Source organism: Rhodococcus sp. NPDC058521 (assembly GCF_042719695.1).
In the GTDB taxonomy this organism is placed as follows: Bacteria; Actinomycetota; Actinomycetes; order Mycobacteriales; family Mycobacteriaceae; genus Rhodococcus_F.
The window spans coordinates 1-18,591 of record NZ_JBHXNL010000007.1; the positions used below are offsets into that span (position 1 = coordinate 1).

Sequence of the window (18,591 nt, forward strand, 5' to 3'; positions counted from 1 at the left end):
CTCAAACGCGCCGTCGCCCGCGAGATCTACCAACTCCTGACCCACCGAACGACACCCCAACCCGCCCTTGACGAAACATAGGAGCATCACCGGTTGCGCCGAGCAGAACCGGTGTGACATTGGTCGGGGCCGGGGGCGGAACTGCGGTCGATATCAATTGGTCAGGCTCCCCTCACGTCTTCCGTCAGAGTTCAGCGAGTGCGACCACGGGCGAAATGGTCGTTGCCCTCCGCGATGGTGCAAGTGAGGCAATCGACGCCAGCAACGCCGCACTCAGCACGGTCGCCACGAGCAGCATCCAGGGCACTGTCGGTGCCACAATCGCCTTCTCGCTCACACTCGCGAGAAGTGACTGAGCTGCCACCCACCCGTAGGCGGTGCCCAGGACCAGCCCGAACCCCACCGACGCGATCACCATCTGCGCGCTCTCGAACACCACCATCGACCGCAACTGCTTCCTGGTGAATCCGAGAGCACGCAGCAACCCGAGTTCACGAGTGCGTTGCAGGACACTGAGCGACAAGTTGCTCACCATGCCGACGCCGGCTATTACCCCGGAGAATCCGACCAGTCCCGTGAGCACGCCGGTGGTGATCGTGAGCGCCCGACCGAGTTCTTCCTCGCTGAACGTCTCGACGAGCATCGACTCGTACGTGGACATGGCGACCGCAAACATCACCACCAACGTCACTCCGATGACGAGTCCGACCGCGGTACGAGTACTTCGTTCCGGATAGCGAAGGGCGTTGGCCGACGCCAGTCGCGCGGCCGGCGAACGCCCGAACAGGTTGCCGGACAACCGAAGGGTGCCCGGAATGATCCGGTGTGCGCCCACGAGGATGCCGGTGAAGGATGCCGCACCGCCGAAGAACGCAATCACGACGCCGAACGGAGAAACCAACCCGACCAGCACGCCGAGGGCGAGCATCAGCGCGCCGCCGACCAGAAGAACCGCCGCCACCACGCCCCGTGTCGTACGGTGCCGTAGGTCCCCGACTGTGGGGTCCGCCGCCTGACCCGTCCCCTGAATCGGAGTGACTTCGAGAACCCGTCGGGATCCGACGTAGGCAGCGATCCACGTCGTGACGACAACGATTCCTGCAGGCAGAAGGACCAGGGGGTGGACCATCCTGTAGTCGACGTCCGGAAGGACGCCGGACACGACACCCATTGTGCGCGCGAGCGCGCTGCCGGTGATCCCGACGACGAGACCGACCACGGCGCTCGCAGCGCCAACCATCAACCCTTCACGGGCGACCGACCGCCGCATCTCGCGGGCGCTCGCGCCGATCAGCCGCAAGAGGGCGATGGTGCGGGTCCGTCCGGCGACGATGGTGCCGAACGTGTTGGCCGTGACGATTGCCGCCACATACATCGACAACAGGACGAACACCATGGCCGTGCAGTAGAGCAGATTCGTCCCCGCCAGGCCGTCTGCGAACACGTCCGACACGAGCGACGTCGCCTGAATCAGGCCGACACCGAACGAGGCGGCCAAACCCGCGACCAGCATCGTCGACCCGTGCTCGCGTGGCGTTCCCATGGACTTTGCGGACTTCATGCGACCTGCTCCATTCCCAGCATGTACGAGGCGATCTGTTCCGGTGTCGCACGGTGCATCTCGTTGACCAACCGGCCGTCGGCCAGGAAGAGGATGCGGTCGGCGTAGCTCGCGGCGACCGGGTCGTGCGTGACCATGGCAATGCTCTGGCCGTATTCGCGTGTTGCTGCGGCGAGTAGCGACAACACCTCTCGACCGGATCGAGAGTCGAGGTTTCCTGTGGGCTCGTCGGCGAAGATCAATTGCGGTCGGCTACCGAGGGCGCGGGCGACGGCCACCCTCTGCTGCTGGCCGCCCGACAATTGGTGAGGGCGGTGGTCGACACGGCCTGCGAGGCCGAGGGAGCTGATCAGGTGATCGACCCATCGCCGTTCGTCGCCGCTCGGGCTTCGACCCTCCAGTTCGAAGGGAAGCATGATGTTTCCGCGAACGTCCAGGGTGGGCACGAGATTGAACGACTGGAACACGAACCCGACGTGACGACGCCTCAACTGGGTCAGCGCATCGTCGCCCAAGGCCGTGATATCGACGTCACCGAGCCACACGCGTCCGGAGGTGACCGAATCCAAACCTGCCATTACGTGCATGAGAGTCGATTTTCCAGAACCGGACGGTCCCATGATCGCCGTGAATTCACGCCGCCGGATGCCGATCGAAACATTGTCGAGTGCGGTGACGGGATTCGTGGCGTCGCCGTACTGCTTGCGTACGTGTGCCACACCGGCGACGAACGCCTCCCGAGGATCTGTGTTGTTCATACCGAAAACGTTATGAACACGGGCAGTCCCGCGAATCGGGCGCGAGTCGCCTCCGGGTACATCTCGAGGATGATCCTCGATCGGGTCGCCTACATCTGCGGTTCGCCGGTCACCCGGCCGTCAGGTCGTGCTCGAATGCGTACACAACCAACTGCACACGATCGCGCACTTCCAGCTTCGTGAAGATGCGGCTGATGTGGGTCTTCACCGTTGCCTCGCTCAGGAACTCGGATGCGGCGATCTCGGCGTTGCTGAGTCCCTTCGCTGCCAGCCGGAAGATTCCTCGTTCGCGGTCTGTCAATCGCTCGAACGCAGCCGGGGTCACTGGTTCTTCGACGACCGGGACGAAGTGTTCGAGCAGTTGCTTCGTCGCAGAGGCTGCGATCACCGAATTGCCCGCGTGCACCGTACGAATCGCTGCGAGGAGAAACTCCGGATCCGCGTCCTTCAGGACGAATCCGCTGGCGCCCGAACGAATTGCGCGGGCGGCACTTTCGTCGAGGTCGAAGGTCGTCAGAACGAGTATGCGAGGAGCAGTGGCCCCGTACGCATCGAACCTGGTCAGTATGGCTTCGGTTGCCGCAATTCCGTCGAGGACGGGCATGCGTACGTCCATGAGCACCACGTCCGGCTTTTCGCGGTGCGCGAGCTCGATTGCCGACTGACCGTCGCCCGCTTCGCCGACGAACTCGAGGTCGGGCTGGGAGGAGATCAACATTCGCACCCCGGCACGAAAGAGCTTCTGGTCGTCGACGAGCGCAACTCTGATTCGGTCACACGTCACTGGTTCGATTCCTCCTGCGGGGTACTCTCCTGTTTGTGAGGCATGGCAGGCAGCCACGCCGAGACTCGCCACGCATCGCCTTCGGGGGCGGCAGCGAAGATACCGCCGGACAATCCCGCCCGCTCCCGCATCCCGACGAGACCGTGCCCTGGTGAAGCATCGGCGGCGTGCTCGGCCCAACCTGGCCGTAGCGGATTGTGCACGTTCACGTGTACGCCCTCCCGATCGGACTCGATATCGAGGTGAACCCGTGCACCCGGCGCTCCGTGCCGCAACGAATTGGTCAGCGACTCCTGAACAATCCGGTACAACGCAAGCTGCTGCGCCGCACCCAGCTGCTCGATGTCGGTAGCCCTACTATCGGTGGCGTACTCGATGTCCAGGCCCGTGCCGCGCATCTGCTCCACCAGTCTGTCGATGTCGGCATCACCGAGCGCGGGCTCGCCTGCCTGCGTGTGTCGAAGCTGCCCGAGGAGGGTTCGCACATCGCCCAGAGCTTCCCGCGCCGTGGCGGAGATGGTGCGCAGTGCCTCGTCCGTCGATTCGGGGTCGACGTCCCGCGCGTACCGCGCTCCATCGGCCTGCGCAATCACGACCGCGAGCGAATGCGCCACGATGTCGTGCATGTCTCGGGCAATTCTGTTCCGCTCCTGCTCGACCGCAATCTCGTGCTGCGCCTTGGATTGCTCGAGCTCGGCCAGTTCCCTGGCATGGCGCGATTCGATAGCGGTTCGCCGCGATTGTGCGAGCCTGCCGAGTGCCCACGCGAGCCCGAGAACCCCCCATGAGGCGACGAGAATCACGGCGAACTGCGGAAGTACGGACCGCCAGCCCCCATCGGCTGCTTCCGCGATCTCGGCGGTGGCGTCACGGGACACGAACACCAGATACGAAGCCGCCGTCACGCCCCCCACGAAGGCCGACGCCAGGCCGATTCGTTGCAATATCCGATTGCCGTACGAGCCGACGCAATACAGGACGACGAGAACCGCGAAGTCACCCGGAAGGACGGTCAGCGAACCGAACATCTGGACGATCGCGAACACCCAGGCAGTCGCCAACGCCAGCGCAGGCGACCAACGTCGCAGGAAGAGCGCTACAGCGAAACCGAACAGTGAGGTGAGGGCGAACCCGCTGTGCTCCTCCGTAGCGGCGGATGCCGCGAGCAAGAGCACGAGCAGTGCCGCCCAGACGGCGTCCGTCGCGATCTGGTAACGCGCCATCGTCCGAAACACGGCAACACCGTACCTTCACGAAGCTCCGCGGATTCCGCTCCAGCACGAAAAGAAGCACTCCATATCCATCCGTTTGCTCGATCGTTGCCAAATGCACGCATACGCTGCTAAAACACTGCATGCCGATCAAATACGTGATATAGCTCAGGAGCCGGACTGTACGGTTGTTCGTATACAACGTTGTCCGTATACGACACCGCGGAATCTCGCCGCATCCAGAAGGAGTGACTCATGACCAGCACCACATCCTCGACTTCTTCCGACGTTTCGAAGGACACGTCCAGCAGCTCCGCACTCGTGAGCTCGCAGGGCAAGACAACCATCGCCGACACCGTGGTCTCGAAGATCGCCGGCATCGCCACCCGTGAGGTCAACGGCGTGTACGCCGTGGGCGGCGGCGCCTCGCGCGTCGTCGGTGCACTCCGCGAACGCATTCCGGGCGCCAGTGTCAACCACGCCCAGGGAGTCTCCGTCGAGGTCGGCGAGAAGCAGGCAGCAGTCGACATCGACATCGTCGCCGAGTACGGCGTCTCGATCGCCGATCTGGCCACCGGTATTCGCCGCAACGTGATCGCGGCGATCGAGCGTATGACCGGCCTCCAGGTCACCGAGGTCAACGTGACCGTGCACGACGTTCACGTCGAGTCGGACGACGACGAGTCCGCGGACGAGCCCGCACCCTCACGAGTCCAGTGACATTCGGTGACCACCACACTCTGTGAACCCGAGGAGGATACTGATGGCCGGAGGTGAAGGCATGGAAGAACCTGCTGATCTGATCGCCGCAGCGGTCCTCGACGTTCCCGGCGTGGCGGGTCTGCACGGCGGCACCTTCGGCGAAGTGGGCACCTACCTGCCCGGCCGCCGAGTGGCCGGGGTGCGCACCGACGAGACATCGACGGACGTTCACGTCACCGTGTACTTCGATGTCGCGGTCGCCGATGTGGCGCAGAGAATCCGGAAGGTCATCGGCGATCTGACCGGCACCAAGGTCGACGTCACGATCGCCGACGTCGTTCCCGTACCGACGAAGGAACTCGACTCTGCATGAGTGAATCCGGACCCTGGGCCGACTACCCGGACCGCCGAACGGCGCGCCGGGCAGCGGCCCTGTGTCTTCACCCGGACGTCGGTGGCAGCGCAGAAGAACTCGAAATCGCCTTCGCCGAGATCGATGCTCGCTTCGGTGGGTCGGCCACAAATGGATATCCGGTCGAGATCACCATCAGCCACAGCAAGAAGGCGAATGCACTGCGCACGGCAAAACGTATCTATCGCGTTGCCGGAAAGAAGTTTCCGCGTCGATCCAATCGATATATCACTCTCTGAGCCATCCATCTCGTGACCGCGACACAATTCTCGGCCAAAGATAATCGGAGGATAGAATGAAGACTTCCACACTCGGCCTGTTCGCGGGACTCCTTCTCGGAGTTGCTGCGGCGGCAGGCGGATTCACCGGTTTCCTGATCGCCTTGGTGCTCGGCTTGATCGGATTCGCCCTCGGCGGACAGCGGGACGGCGACTTCGACGTCACCACTATCCTGCGTGGACGCGGTCGTGGGTAACCACGAAGCCTCGCCCGACATCTCGGGTGAAGCGACCGCCACCCCGGATTCCGGCGATCGCGGCACCCTCGTCATTCGCGACAAAGTTGCCCAGAAGCTCGCCACCAAGGCTGCGCTCGACACCCCTGGCGTCGAGAAGCATTCGGCAGGCCTCGCAAAGCTGACCGGACGCGACCTTCCGCGTGCTCGTGTCTATATCGCCGGCGACCGCGTGCGGGCGCACGTCGATGTCGCGGTGGAATGGCCCAATTCCCTTCCCCGAGTGGGCGATGCCGTCCGCAGCAACGTCGCGTCCGCCCTGTCCGACTACGCCGGGCTCAATGTGGACGGCGTAGACGTGTCTATCCCGAGTGTCGTCTCCCCCAGTGGCGAGGACACGGGAAGGAACATCCAATGACGAGCGATACCGCCGCTGACACCGAAGGCGCCCCCCGCGCCGAGGACTCGGCACCAAAGGTGTATCCCGCAGCTGGACGTCAACCCGTTGCCGCACCGGCCGCAGGACTCGTAGGCGCCATCCTGTCGCTCGGCCTGCTGGCAGCGGGAATCGTCGGCATCCGTGACGCGTTCGTCGCCGCCGGCTGGCTCGACGGCGAAATGTGGACGAAGACGGCCGCCAACTGGATCGACGGACTCACCTTCGCCAACTGGATGATCCCGGCCGGAATCGCTGCAGTGATCGTCGGCCTCTGGTTCTTGATCGCGGCCCTCAAACCACGTCGCAAGACGGCGATCCCGGTGGACGCCCAGACTAGCGTGTGGATCCCGCCTGCCGACGTTGCTCGCATCTCCTCTGTCGCAACGGAACCCGTGTCGGGTGTGATGTCCACGCGCACCACGGCGTCGCGAAAGAAGGTCGTCGTGGCCTCCAACGTGACCGGGGCAGACACCGCCACGATCAAGATCGGCATTGCCGAAGCCGTCCGGGAAGCGCTCTCGGGGTTGAAGTCCCCGCCGAAGATCACTGTCCGCACGAAGTCGGGAGGTCGCTGATGAGCCGCTCTGCTGCATTCTTCGACCGCCTCCTCGCACTCCTGATCGGCCTGGTGCTCGTCGCCGTCGGAGCGGGTGCGTTGATCTGGAACACCTCACTCTTCTCGAACAAGCCCGAAACGATCACCGCTCCGTGGCTGGTGAACGCAACGGAGTCGCCGTGGTGGGGATGGGCCGCCGGAATCGGTGGCGTCGTCCTGATTCTGCTCGCGCTCAGATGGCTGTTCGCGCACTCACCGGCGTCGAAGGCGAAGAGTCTTCAACTGGCAGGGAGCGGCAGCGAAGGTGCACTCGTCGCGGACATCGGTTCGGTCGCGGATGGTGCTGCACGGGCGCTCGAGGCGAGCCCCGGCGTGCACAGCGCGAAGGCCAAGTCGATCGTCGACCGCGGTACCCGCACAGTCGATCTGTCGGTCACCCTCGACACTGCTGCCGATCTGCGGCGCGTGACCGAGCGGATCGACGAGGTGTGCGCCGATTTCGCGCAGATGCTCGGAACCGACTCCGTCGCAACCAGAACCACCATCCACTTCGACAAGGCCCGTCACGACGCGGGCAGCCGCGTGGTCTAAGCGCTCCGCGCCTGTGAGTGGTTGACGAGTCCAGGGACTCGTCAACCACTCACAGGGGGATGGAGAGGGCGATCCCGTCGAGGATGTCGTGTTCGCTCACGACCAGTTCGGTGATCCCCGCACGAGCGGCGAATGTTTCGGCAAGCACCTCGGTGACTATCGCTCCCCCACCGATCACGTCGACTCGGCCAGGATGCATGGGCCCCAAAGCGGCTCGGTCCTCATGAGTCATCGCGAGAAGTCGACTACAGACCTCGTGCACACCTTCCAGCGGAATCCGCGAGAGGTGCACCTGGTCGGCGTCGTACTCGGGAAGGTTCTTCGCAATGGCCGCAAGTGTCGTCATGGTGCCTGCCACACCGACCCACGTCCGTGCCTTGTCGATGTCGACCTTGGCGAAGGTCGTGGCAAGCTGCGCAGATGCGAAGGCTCGGGCCGCCTCGACCTGCTCGGCAGTCGGCGGGTCGTCGTGCAGGCAACGTTCCGTGAGCCGCACGCAGCCGATGTCCGCAGAGCGCGCGCCCTCCACTCCATTCGCGTCGCCCAGAACAACCTCGGTCGAACCGCCTCCCAGGTCCACCACGATGTACGGCCCCTCGGCTGCGCTGAGCTCACCCACCGCTCCCGCGAACGAGAGGTGAGCTTCCTCGTCTCCCGTGATGACCTCCGCCTCGGCGCCGGACACGACCGCCCCCAGAACCTCGCGCGTCATCGCGAAGAAGTCCTCACGGTTCGCGGCATCTCTGGTGGCGGACGTGGCGACCATGCGAATCGCGGTGGCGCCGCTGTCACGGATCATGTCGGCGTACTCGCTCAGAGCCACTCTGGTGCGTTCGATGGCTTCCGGTGCGAACGCCCCGGTAGCGTCCACGCCCTGCCCGAGCCGTACGACGCGCATTTCGCGACGTACGTCTGTGAGGTTCCGCTGCTCGTCCACGTCTGCGATGAGAAGCCGTATCGAATTGGTTCCGCAGTCGACGGCGGCGACCCGGGTCATTCCTGACCCTCATCGATACCCGGCCAGTCCGCCGGAATCGCCGTGCCGCGTAGTTTGCCGCCGGCCGCTCGCGCAGCGAGTACCACGGATTCGTCACCGAGAGGGTTCACACCGGGCCCCTTGGCAAGGGAGTGAGCCATCAACACGTGCAGACATTTCACACGGTCGGGCATTCCACCACCGGTGAAGTCGGTACCGAGCGATTCGATGGCATCACGTTCGGCGAGGTACGCCTCGTGCGCCGAGGTGTACGCAGCAGCCAGATCGGAATCGGAGCCGAGCCGCTCGGTCATTTCCTTCATCACCCCTGCCGATTCCTGCCGACTTGCCTCTGCTGTCAACCGCGGATCCGTCAGGTAGTAGAGCGTGGGGAACGGAGTTCCGTCGGGCAGCTTCGGAGCCGTCTTCACGACCCCGGGTAGTCCGTCCGGAGAGCGATAGGCAATCGCGAGAACACCACGGGGTTCGCGGCCCAACTGGGCAGCGACAGCCGCGAGATCTTCGGGCGCAACATTGCTGGATTCGGATGGATGTGTCACCCGGCGGGTTCTCCTGGTTCGAGGGGTGGTGGAATTTCCGGTCCCGGCGGCGCGGCAGGCCCTGGTAGCGGAGGCTCCGGCGGGGCCGGCACGGGCTGTGGTTCCGAAATCGTCTTCCACAGATCCCGATACCACGGTCCGGGAAGCTTCTCGTCTTCCTCTTCCGGCCTGACCGGTTCCTTGTAGTCACCGGGGAGTTGCACCTGGAACGGGGTGTCCCCTGGTTTGACGAACCGCAAACGCTGACGTGCCTGCGCCTCGACGTAAGCGGGATCGGTGTAGCGCTCCTCGAGTATCCGCAGTTCGGCGAGTTGCGTTTCGAGCTCGACTCGTTCCGCGGCCACTCGCTCGGCTTCGCCGCGCTGGGTCATGTAGTTGCGCAACGGGACTGCGAGTGTGAGTGCGAGGACCAGAACGACCACCGCGAGGATCAGGGCTCGGCCGGTGGAGAGTCCGAGAATGGTGTGTTCGGGCGCTAGATTCTTGGACTTCGGTTTCGCGTCGACCTTCCGCGGCTTCGCCCGTCCCGGGAGAACAGTGCCGGCCTCGGCAGGATCAACCGCATCTGCCCGCGCATCACCGGCGGCCGACTTCGACTTTCGGGGTGAGCGTGCACCGCCCGAGGTGACGCCGCGCGTGCGGCGGCTCCGCTCCGGACGGCCGGAACCGCGACCACCCGGACCGCCGGGTGATCGCGGTGTACCGCGTTGTGCCACTGGAAGATCAGCTCCACATCAGCTGTCGAAAGCGAACCGCGGGAACGCAACCTCTCCCGCATACCGTGCCGCGTCACCGAGGTTCTCCTCGATACGCAGCAACTGGTTGTACTTGGCGACACGCTCGGAGCGCGCGGGGGCACCGGTCTTGATCTGACCACTGCCGACGGCAACTGCGAGGTCGGCGATGGTGGTGTCCTCGGTCTCGCCGGAACGGTGGCTCATCATCGTCTTGTACCCGTTGCGGTGCGCGAGATCGACCGCATCGAGGGTCTCGGTCAGGGTGCCGATCTGGTTGACCTTGACCAGAAGAGCGTTCGCAGCGCCCTTGACGATGCCTTCTTCGAGGCGGTCCGGGTTGGTCACGAACAGGTCGTCGCCGACCAGCTGGACCTTGTCGCCGATGCTGTTGGTGAGCTCGACCCAGCCGTCCCAGTCGTCTTCGTCGAGCGGATCCTCGATGGAGACGAGCGGGTAGGCGTCGACCAGTTCGGAGTAGAACTTCGCCATCTGTTCGGCAGTGCGGTTCTCGCCCTCGAACTTGTAGCCGGTGCCCTTCGTGTAGAACTCGGTGGCTGCGACGTCGAGTGCCAACGCGACATCGCTACCCAGCTTCAGCCCCGTCTTCGCGACCGCCGTGGCGATCAGGTCGAGAGCTTCCTTGGTGCCTGCGACGTCCGGAGCGAAACCACCCTCGTCACCGAGGCCGGTCGAGAGACCTTTCTCCTTCAGAACGGCCTTGAGAGCGTGGTAGACCTCGGCGCCCCAGCGCAGCGACTCCTTGAAGCTCGAGGCGCCGACGGGCGCCACCATGAACTCCTGGACGTCCACGCCGGTGTCCGCGTGCGCGCCACCGTTGAGGATGTTCATCATCGGGACCGGGAGGATGTGGGCGTTCGGACCGCCGACATAGCGGAAGAGGTCGAGTCCCGAAGAATCGGCACCCGCCCGCGCAACGGCCAGCGACACACCGAGAAGGGCGTTCGCACCGAGACGGGACTTGTCGGCCGTGCCGTCGGCGTCGAGCAAAGCCTGGTCGACGGTCCGCTGCTCGGTGGCGTCCAAGCCGATGATGGCAGGCGCGATCTCACCGAGGACGGACTCGACGGCCTTCTCGACGCCCTTGCCGTTGTAGCGGTCTCCGCCGTCACGAAGTTCGACGGCCTCGTGCTCACCGGTGGAGGCGCCGGAAGGAACGGCCGCGCGTGCAAAGGTGCCGTCGTCCAGGAGAACCTCGACTTCCACCGTGGGGTTACCGCGGGAATCGAGAATCTCGCGGGCGCCGACCTGCTCAATAATGGCCACTTTGTGGTTCTCCTTCGATGGGCTTCGCACTGGGCATCGACCGCTCGGGGTCGCGTGGACGGCCGAGTCTCCTACCTGGGCTCGGGTCGTGCCAGCACACAGCCTAACCGGAGTGCGGTGCCCGTCGTCACCGACGCGCCCTCGTCCACCCTCGACACGGGATCAGTCGGCGGGCACTCCCACCGAATAGGACGAGGCTCTGTCCCGGACCTGGCCCAGGTACACACCGGACAGGTTGTACGCCATCAGGGCGTTGTGCCAGCCTTCCGCCGTGGTGAGGTCTCCCCCACGTTCGCACAGGTAGCGGGCTGCCGTGAGGGTTGCGTCGTCGATGTTGTCAGGGTCGACGAACCCGTCTCCGTTGGCATCGACACCCCACCGCTTCCAGGTTTCCGGAATGAACTGCATCGGCCCCATCGCGCGGTCCTGGACCGGGTCGCCGTCGAATTCTCCGCCGTCGGTGTCGGGTATCTCGGCGACGCCCGGCCCGCCGTCGAGTGGAATACCTCGGATGACGGGATCGACACGGCCTTCCGCTGCGACATATGCGCCGCCGTGCGTGCCGTGCCGACTTTCGACGCCACCGATACCGGCCAACGTCGTCCATCCGATACCGCATCCCGGTCGCGATGTCGCCATCACGGCCGCCGCATATCCGTACGCCTCGAGCGCTGTGGTGCCGATCCCGAGCGCTGCGTCCTGCTCCTGTGCCCACACGTGCAATTGGTCGGCGGAACGTCCCGGCGCTTCGACGTCGATCGGTGGAAGGGGTGCCCCGGTGCCGGGCGGGATTCCTGCCGGGACGTCGATCGGTGGCGTGCGCTCGGCACAAGCTGCGAAGCTCGCGGCGGCCACAGCAACGACTACGGCTGCGACAAGCTTTCGGGGCACGACCTCCATCATCCACACTCTGCGAGCGTCGAATCAGGATCGAGACAAGGCTCACTCGATGCTCGCCAAAGAAATGGTCAAGACAAGTGGCCGCGCCATTCCGACTCTTCGCGTTCCCGAGCAGCCGCCTTCTCGGCGGCGCGAATGCTGTCCATAAGCGCGGTGACAGCTGTACGCAATCGACCCTCGGCCTCCGCCACTGCCGCGATACCCGCTGACACCTGGTCGGGAACGGAATCCTCCGGCAGACCGGCGCGGTCGATCACCTTGCGGGCAAGACCGACAGCCGGCTGACTCACGGCAATCCCGTCCATGGTCGAAGTGCGAGCCTTCTCGGCGGCCTTGCGGGCCTCCCAAGCGCGCTCCTGCTCAGCGATGTCGATCGGACCGACCACGTCGTCGGCGAGGTGCGGACTGCGATGTACCAGCTTCGCGACGAGCGTCGACGCCACGTCGTCCACGTCGAAGCGGCCGTTCGCTGCCGCAATCCGAGAATGGAAGAGAACCTGCAACAGCAGATCACCCAGTTCCTCTCGGAGTGCATCGGCGTCGTCCACCTCGATGGCGTCGACCACTTCGTAGGTCTCCTCGACCAGGTAATGCGCCAGCGACTTGTGCGTCTGGGTGACTTCCCAGCCGCGGTAGCTCCACAGCCGATCCATCACCTCGACAGCTTCGGACAGGTCGTCTCCGGGCACCGTCGGAACGGCGATCACCGTGTCCCCTGACTCGATGCGTCGACGTACGGACTCGTGCTCGCGGTCGGTGGACACGAGCACATCGGAGCCGGCTACCTCGGGCAGGTGCATGCGAGTGGCCTCCGGCACTTCCTCGGTGAACCGCACCCCCGCATCCACGAGGCCGATTGCCTGCAGTGGGATCAACGACGGCCTACGCGGGTCGAGCAGTATCACCGGCATCTCCTCACACCTCCATGACGACCGCGTCGGCGGCCCGGCCGTCCATCGCAAGGATCAGGTTGGCGATGTATTGGAGAAGTTCGACATCGCGTACGCGGTCGGCGCCCACACCACCCGTGCCGGACCGAGGCAGCGGCAACTGCACCATCCCGGTCGTGGCGCGATACTGAGCGCTCGGATAGATGCGTTTGAGCCGCATCTGCTTCGAGTCCGGCAACTCCATCGGCGAAATCTTGATCTGGGTGCCCACCACGGCGATCTCCTCGACTCCGTACTCGCGGGCGAGCAGACGCAACTTTGCGACCGAGATCAGGCGGCGTACCTCCTCCGGCAGTGGACCGTAACGGTCCACCAACTCGTCCACGACCGCACCGATTCCGTCGTGATCCGTCGCGGCCGCCAACTTGCGGTAGCCCTCGAGGCGCAGCCGATCACTGGTGACGTAGTCCGGAGGTATGTGCGCGTCCACCGGAAGGTCGATCCGCACCTCTTTCGGGGTGTCGTCGGTGGTGATCGGACGCCCGTCGGCCGCCGCACGGAAGGCTTCGACTGCTTCACCGACCAGTCGCACGTACAGGTCGAAGCCGACACCCGCCACGTGCCCGGACTGTTCGGCACCCAGAACGTTTCCGGCACCGCGGATTTCGAGGTCCTTCATGGCCACCGCCATACCGGCGCCGAGGTCGGAGTTCTGCGAAATGGTTGCCAGGCGGTCGTAAGCAGTTTCCGTGAGCGGCTTCTCGGGCGGATACAGGAAGTAGGCGTAACCGCGATCACGACTACGGCCCACTCGACCACGCAACTGGTGCAACTGCGACAGGCCCAACGAGTCGGCACGCTCGACGATCAGGGTGTTGGCATTGGATATGTCCAGACCGGTCTCGATGATGGTGGTACAGACGAGAACGTCGAACTCCCGTTCCCAGAAACCCTGAACCGTCTTTTCGAGGCGGTCCTCGTTCATCTGGCCGTGCGCGACGACGACGCGAGCCTCTGGAACGAGCTCACGAATCTTCTTGGCCGCCTTGTCGATCGAACTGACCCGATTGTGAACGTAGAACACCTGGCCGTCGCGCAACAGTTCACGCCGAATGGCCGCGGCTACCTGCTTGTCCGCGTATGCGCCCACGTAGGTGAGGATGGGGTGCCGCTCTTCCGGTGGGGTGAGAATCGTGGACATCTCACGGATGCCCGCCATGCTCATCTCGAGTGTACGGGGAATCGGGGTAGCCGACATCGTGAGCACGTCCACGTGCGTACGCAACGCCTTGATGTGCTCCTTGTGCTCGACGCCGAAGCGCTGCTCCTCGTCGACGATCACCAGACCGAGGTCTTTCCACCGAACCCCGGTCTGCAACAGCCGGTGCGTGCCGACGACGATGTCGATCTCGCCGTCGGCCATCCTGTCGACGATCTCCTTGGACTCGCCCGGATCGGTGAATCGCGACAGTCCGCGAACCTTTACGGGGAACGACGCCATACGTTCGGTGAATGTCTGTAGATGCTGCTGTGCGAGAAGCGTGGTCGGCACAAGCACCGCCACCTGCTTCCCGTCCTGCACCGCTTTGAACGCGGCACGCACCGCGATTTCGGTCTTGCCGTAGCCGACGTCGCCGATGACGACGCGGTCCATGGGAACGGCCTTCTCCATGTCCGCCTTGACCTCGGAGATGACCGTGAGCTGATCCTGTGTCTCGGTGAACGCGAACGCGTCCTCCATCTCCTTCTGCCACGGGCTGTCCTGCCCGAACGCATGCCCGGGGGCCGCCTGGCGGGCTGCGTAGAGTTGCACGAGTTCGCCTGCGATCTCACGAACCGCCTTGCGCGCCTTGCGCTTCGTGTTGGCCCAGTCCGATCCGCCCAGCTTGCTGAGTGCGGGAAGTTCGCCTCCCACGTAGCGCGAGAGTTGATCGAGAGACTCCATCGGGACGAACAACCGGTCGCCAGGATGGCCACGCTTGCTCGCGGCGTACTCGATGACGAGATACTCGCGCCGGGCACCACCGATGGTGCGTTCCACCATCTCCACGAATCGACCGATGCCATGCTGATCGTGCACCACCATGTCGCCGGCGGCCAGGGCCAGCGGATCGACCTGATTACGACGCTTGGCCGGCAGCCGTTTACCGTCACCGACCGCGGCAACTCGATTACCGGTGAGGTCGGCCTCGGTGACGACGACGAGGCCCGGTATCGAGTCGTCGCCCGGTAGGACGATGCCGTCGTGTAGGGAACCGCACAGGACCCCCACCTGCCCGCGGGGCGGACGCTGACCCGCCGGAAGCTCCGCGGCCGGCACCTCCGCCTCGCGAAGACGCTCGAGGATGCGGTGCGCCGTTCCGGAACCGGCCACGACCACAGCGGCCCGCCCGCCGGTGGTGACGTGGGCGCGCAGACTGACGAACAACTCCGACAACAGTTCTTCCGAGCCTCGCACCTGCGGCGCCGCTTGCAGCGCCAACTCGAGCTGATCACCGCTGCCCGACGCCAGGGGACTCACGGTCCACCACGGCCGACCCGCGGCTTCCGCTGCCTCGTGAATCTGCCGCAGCGAACGGTAGGCGGACGCACCGAGGTCGATACCGTCACCCTTCAGTACGGAAGTGTCCAACGGTGCCGCCCCACCGATCGACGCCGCCGTCCACGACGCCTCCAGGAACTCCTGCCCGGTACGCACCAAATCCGTTGCACGGGTGCGGATCTTCTCGGGATCGCAGAGGACCACGTGTGCGCCGTCGGGCATCACTTCGGTGAGCAGCTGCAGCCGTCCCGGACGCAGCACCGGAAGCAACGCTTCCATGCCCTCGACCGGGATCCCGCCCGACATCTTGTCCAACATCTCGACCAGCGCAGCGTCTGCGGGATTGTCCTCGGCGAGACGGGCCGCCCGGTCTCGCACATCCTCTGTGAGCAACAGTTCACGACAAGGCGGAGCGACGACGGTGTTCTGATCGAGCTCCGGTAGGGACCTCTGGTCGGCGACGGAGAACGCTCTCAGTTCGGTGACCTCGTCGCCGAAGAACTCCGCACGCACCGGGTGGTCCGCAGTGGGTGGGAACAGGTCGAGAATTCCGCCGCGTACCGCGAACTCACCACGCTTGCCGACCATGTCCACCCGGGTATAGGCCATTTCTACCAACCGCTGGATCAGACCGTCGAAATCGGTCTCCGTTCCCACGCGCAGTACGACCGGCTCGATGTCGCCGAGACCAGGCGCCATCGGCTGGACCAGCGAACGAACCGTCGTGACGACGACTCGGAGCGGTTCGCCGTACAGTTCGTCGTCCGGCCGCGCGAGACGCCGCAGCACCTCCAGTCGGCGTCCGACCGTATCTGCGCTGGGCGACAGCCTCTCGTGCGGCAGCGTCTCCCACGAAGGGAACTGTGCGACGCCACCACCGATCATCTCCCGCAGTTCGGCAGTCAGATCGTCGGCTTCCCGTCCGGTGGCCGTGACCAGCAACAACTGTGTTCGTGCCGCGAGCGCGGCAGCGAGGAAGGAGCGAGCCGAACCAGGCGCGACGATGTCCAGTTCGGGTGCGCCGATCCGCTCGATCACCGCACCCATCACGGCGTCTTCCATCGCGACCGATGCCAGGCCCGCGAGTGGAGTATCGGCCGAGTGCGATCCGACGGCGGACGGTGAAGACAAGCGAAACACTCCTGAGCAGTGATGACGAACAGCGTGATGACGAACAGCGTGGTGACGAACAGCGTGGTGACGAACAGCTCGGACCACTCGAGGCGGCCGGTGGCGGACTGACCCAGGGTAGTCGATTCGGCCGACACCGCCGGTTACACGGGATCTGTGACGATCCGGTAGTTGTTCATGAGCAGGGCAACTCCGTGCGCATCTCGAACGTGCCGTTCGGCCGAGAAGTCCCCGTTTTTGCGGTAGCCCTCCACCCCGCAGATCGTCAGTGCGGATCCGACGACGTCGACGACGAATCGCGAGGCCATCACCTCGAGGTTGTCGACCTCGAGCGATTCGGCCACCGAACCGAGTGATCCCGGCTCGGGGACGCTACGGCACACGCTCTCGTCGTATCTGTCGGCGGCCCGGTCGACGAGCTCGGCGAACTCCGTCCTCACCGCTTCCGCGTCGGACAATCGCAAACGACTCTCGCGGCGCTCGGGCACCGTTCCTGCTTCCCCTGCGGCAATGAAACGCGTTGCCTTGGCCAAAGCAGCATCGACGATTCCGAGGCACACGGCTGCCCACAGCGTGTGGGCGACGGGGCGCACGGTCTCCGTGAACGCTCGCGCGTACGGGGTCGGGATCACAAGATCTCGGCTCCCGGTCGCACGTATTACGAAACTGGGGGCACGCACGCCGCGCAAGCCCAGGACGTCCCAGTCCGACGTACGTTCGAGCGTGAGGTTCTGTCTTCTGCACACGGCGAGAACCTGACCAGCCGATTTCCCGAGGGTGGCCGGCCGCGCGCTCGCGAGGATCGCGTCGCAGTATTCGGCGTATGCAACCATTCGGGCGTGTTTCGTGAGGTCGAGGAAACCGTTGCGATCGTCGATGACCCCCGCCCCTCTCGCGAACTCGGAGTACGCCGCAGTCAGCAGGTACTGCCGTTCGAGCATTTCACCGAGAAACTGGTCGAACTCGGGACCCGGAGCGTGTCGGAGCAGGGTGAACACCTGGGTGTTGTGGAGAGCGAAGACCATTCCGCTCGCCGCACATCGGTTGCTGATCGTCCGCACCGCCGCGGCAACCTCACTCAGAGTCATGCCGTACCCGCCGCGATATCGCGGAAATGCACATGTCAACAGCTGGTGCTCGCGCATGGCCGCAACTGCCTCCCGCGGGAAGCGTGATCGGGCGTCGACGTCCTGCGCCCACGCTCCTGCCATCTCTGCGACCTGGCCGACACCCCGTTGCGCACCGGAAATACGCGCGAATCCCCCATCCGGCCGCACGATCTCCTCGTAGTCGCTCATGTCACTCCCCCAAGCGCCTGGATATCGGACGCACGTGGTTGCGTCGTAGGGATATCGCGCCGACAGGTGGTCGCCGTTACCGCACAGCCAACATTCTTCGACGTTCGTCAGCAGCCCTGGAACACCGAACGCACGTAACCCGCGCTCTGGTACATGTAGTTCCACGCTGTCGCGGCAACGGACACGGACCCGCTGGACACCATGAGAACCTCACCGGACCAGCACTCTTCGACGATGTCACGGGCTCTGGAGACATGCGGGTCGTAGGTAACCACGATGACACGGTCCCACCCCTCGGCCCGGGCCAGATCTCGCAGCTCCCGGGCTTCGCCTCGAGTTGTCACGGGGTCGGGCCGGAAGCAGCTCACCTCGAATGCGTACGTCCCACGACAGATTCGCTCCAGGTGCTTGTCTCCTCGATACGGGTCGGAGAAGACCACTCGGGGCGCGAAACCGTCCTCGGCCAGCTGCAGGGCCAACGACTCGCGTCGCTGGGCGTCGTCCCCCCCGAGCACGAAGATCGCGTCTGCCTGCTCGGGCGGGTCCACATGCGGACGGACGTACACGGGCCAACCCGCAGCCATCACGAGACCAGCGGCCACGAGTACCAGTGCGACGAGAACGCGTCTCCTGATTCGGCCTCGGGTTCTCGCGTGCATGTGTTCGAGACTAGATACCGAACCTCGAACAGCGAAGCAGACCTCGGTCCCGTTACTATCTCCTTCCGGATACTTGCTCCTTGTTTTACGGTCCAATCGCGTTTCACGGTGCCGTGCAACCGAACGGAGCCCCGAAGGGATGGGCC

General features: G+C 64.8%; 20 protein-coding genes. 7 read left to right on the plus strand and 13 right to left on the minus strand.

The window, feature by feature from the left end; translation table 11 throughout:
• Nucleotides 1-184: 184 nt before the first annotated feature.
• From ACFWO3_RS12850 to ACFWO3_RS12865, 4 genes are all read right to left on the minus strand, one after another.
• Complete coding sequence (locus ACFWO3_RS12850) at nucleotides 185-1,561, minus strand: FtsX-like permease family protein (RefSeq protein WP_378577896.1); 1,377 nt, start codon at nucleotides 1,559-1,561, stop codon at nucleotides 185-187.
• Complete coding sequence (locus ACFWO3_RS12855; protein WP_378577898.1) at nucleotides 1,558-2,319, minus strand: ABC transporter ATP-binding protein; 762 nt, start codon at nucleotides 2,317-2,319, stop codon at nucleotides 1,558-1,560. The genes ACFWO3_RS12850 and ACFWO3_RS12855 overlap by 4 nt, the downstream gene beginning before the upstream one ends.
• Nucleotides 2,320-2,428: 109 nt before the next feature.
• A complete protein-coding gene (locus tag ACFWO3_RS12860) occupies nucleotides 2,429-3,103 on the minus strand; it encodes a response regulator (protein ID WP_378577900.1) in 675 nt (224 codons plus the stop codon).
• A complete protein-coding gene (locus ACFWO3_RS12865) occupies nucleotides 3,100-4,338 on the minus strand; it encodes a sensor histidine kinase (RefSeq protein ID WP_378577902.1) in 1,239 nt (412 codons plus the stop codon). The genes ACFWO3_RS12860 and ACFWO3_RS12865 overlap by 4 nt, the downstream gene beginning before the upstream one ends.
• Nucleotides 4,339-4,569: 231 nt before the next feature.
• On the opposite strand from ACFWO3_RS12865, the gene ACFWO3_RS12870 reads away from it, so the two are divergent.
• Genes ACFWO3_RS12870 through amaP form a run of 7 tightly spaced genes read left to right on the plus strand, consistent with a single transcriptional unit; the run spans nucleotide 4,570 to nucleotide 7,468 of the window.
• Nucleotides 4,570-5,034 (plus strand): Asp23/Gls24 family envelope stress response protein, encoded by a 465-nt coding sequence (locus tag ACFWO3_RS12870; RefSeq protein ID WP_378577904.1) that lies wholly within the window; start codon nucleotides 4,570-4,572, stop codon nucleotides 5,032-5,034.
• Between the two features lie 43 nt (nucleotides 5,035-5,077).
• Nucleotides 5,078-5,389: a hypothetical protein gene (locus ACFWO3_RS12875; protein WP_378577906.1), complete on the plus strand. Its 312-nt coding sequence runs from the start codon at nucleotides 5,078-5,080 to the stop codon at nucleotides 5,387-5,389.
• Entirely contained in the window at nucleotides 5,386-5,667 is a 282-nt protein-coding gene (locus tag ACFWO3_RS12880; protein WP_378577908.1) for a hypothetical protein, read from the plus strand. The genes ACFWO3_RS12875 and ACFWO3_RS12880 overlap by 4 nt, the downstream gene beginning before the upstream one ends.
• A 56-nt stretch (nucleotides 5,668-5,723) precedes the next feature.
• Nucleotides 5,724-5,903 carry a hypothetical protein gene (locus tag ACFWO3_RS12885; protein ID WP_378577910.1) on the plus strand — a complete coding sequence of 60 codons (180 nt, stop codon included), beginning with the start codon at nucleotides 5,724-5,726 and terminating at the stop codon, nucleotides 5,901-5,903.
• The gene (locus ACFWO3_RS12890; RefSeq protein ID WP_378577912.1) at nucleotides 5,896-6,300 is read left to right on the plus strand and encodes an Asp23/Gls24 family envelope stress response protein; all 405 of its coding nucleotides are present in this window, start codon (nucleotides 5,896-5,898) and stop codon (nucleotides 6,298-6,300) included. The genes ACFWO3_RS12885 and ACFWO3_RS12890 overlap by 8 nt, the downstream gene beginning before the upstream one ends.
• Nucleotides 6,297-6,896, plus strand: a complete 600-nt coding sequence (locus ACFWO3_RS12895) for a DUF6286 domain-containing protein (protein ID WP_378577914.1) — start codon at nucleotides 6,297-6,299, stop codon at nucleotides 6,894-6,896. The genes ACFWO3_RS12890 and ACFWO3_RS12895 overlap by 4 nt, the downstream gene beginning before the upstream one ends.
• Entirely contained in the window at nucleotides 6,896-7,468 is a 573-nt protein-coding gene (gene amaP, locus ACFWO3_RS12900) for an alkaline shock response membrane anchor protein AmaP (protein WP_378577916.1), read from the plus strand. Before ACFWO3_RS12895 ends, amaP begins: the two co-directional genes overlap by 1 nt.
• 49 nt (nucleotides 7,469-7,517) lie before the next feature.
• Here amaP and ACFWO3_RS12905 read toward each other — a convergent pair whose 3' ends face one another.
• From ACFWO3_RS12905 to ACFWO3_RS12945, 9 genes are all read right to left on the minus strand, one after another.
• Nucleotides 7,518-8,465, minus strand: coding sequence for an exopolyphosphatase (locus tag ACFWO3_RS12905; RefSeq protein ID WP_378577918.1), 948 nt, complete (start codon nucleotides 8,463-8,465; stop codon nucleotides 7,518-7,520).
• Complete coding sequence (locus tag ACFWO3_RS12910) at nucleotides 8,462-9,004, minus strand: DUF501 domain-containing protein (RefSeq protein WP_378577920.1); 543 nt, start codon at nucleotides 9,002-9,004, stop codon at nucleotides 8,462-8,464. The genes ACFWO3_RS12905 and ACFWO3_RS12910 overlap by 4 nt, the downstream gene beginning before the upstream one ends.
• Nucleotides 9,001-9,720 carry a septum formation initiator family protein gene (locus ACFWO3_RS12915; RefSeq protein WP_378577922.1) on the minus strand — a complete coding sequence of 240 codons (720 nt, stop codon included), beginning with the start codon at nucleotides 9,718-9,720 and terminating at the stop codon, nucleotides 9,001-9,003. Before ACFWO3_RS12915 ends, ACFWO3_RS12910 begins: the two co-directional genes overlap by 4 nt.
• A gap of 18 nt (nucleotides 9,721-9,738) precedes the next feature.
• A complete protein-coding gene (eno, locus tag ACFWO3_RS12920; RefSeq protein ID WP_378577924.1) occupies nucleotides 9,739-11,025 on the minus strand; it encodes a phosphopyruvate hydratase in 1,287 nt (428 codons plus the stop codon).
• 162 nt (nucleotides 11,026-11,187) lie between these two features.
• Nucleotides 11,188-11,916: a lytic transglycosylase domain-containing protein gene (locus tag ACFWO3_RS12925; RefSeq protein ID WP_378577926.1), complete on the minus strand. Its 729-nt coding sequence runs from the start codon at nucleotides 11,914-11,916 to the stop codon at nucleotides 11,188-11,190.
• 77 nt (nucleotides 11,917-11,993) lie between these two features.
• Complete coding sequence (locus ACFWO3_RS12930) at nucleotides 11,994-12,836, minus strand: MazG family protein (protein WP_378577928.1); 843 nt, start codon at nucleotides 12,834-12,836, stop codon at nucleotides 11,994-11,996.
• A 4-nt stretch (nucleotides 12,837-12,840) separates the two neighbouring features.
• A complete protein-coding gene (gene mfd, locus ACFWO3_RS12935; protein ID WP_378578331.1) occupies nucleotides 12,841-16,419 on the minus strand; it encodes a transcription-repair coupling factor in 3,579 nt (1,192 codons plus the stop codon).
• 212 nt (nucleotides 16,420-16,631) lie between these two features.
• Nucleotides 16,632-17,786 (minus strand): acyl-CoA dehydrogenase family protein, encoded by a 1,155-nt coding sequence (locus tag ACFWO3_RS12940; protein WP_378577930.1) that lies wholly within the window; start codon nucleotides 17,784-17,786, stop codon nucleotides 16,632-16,634.
• 107 nt (nucleotides 17,787-17,893) lie between these two features.
• Nucleotides 17,894-18,445, minus strand: a complete 552-nt coding sequence (locus tag ACFWO3_RS12945; protein ID WP_378577932.1) for a YdcF family protein — start codon at nucleotides 18,443-18,445, stop codon at nucleotides 17,894-17,896.
• Nucleotides 18,446-18,591: the final 146 nt, after the last annotated feature.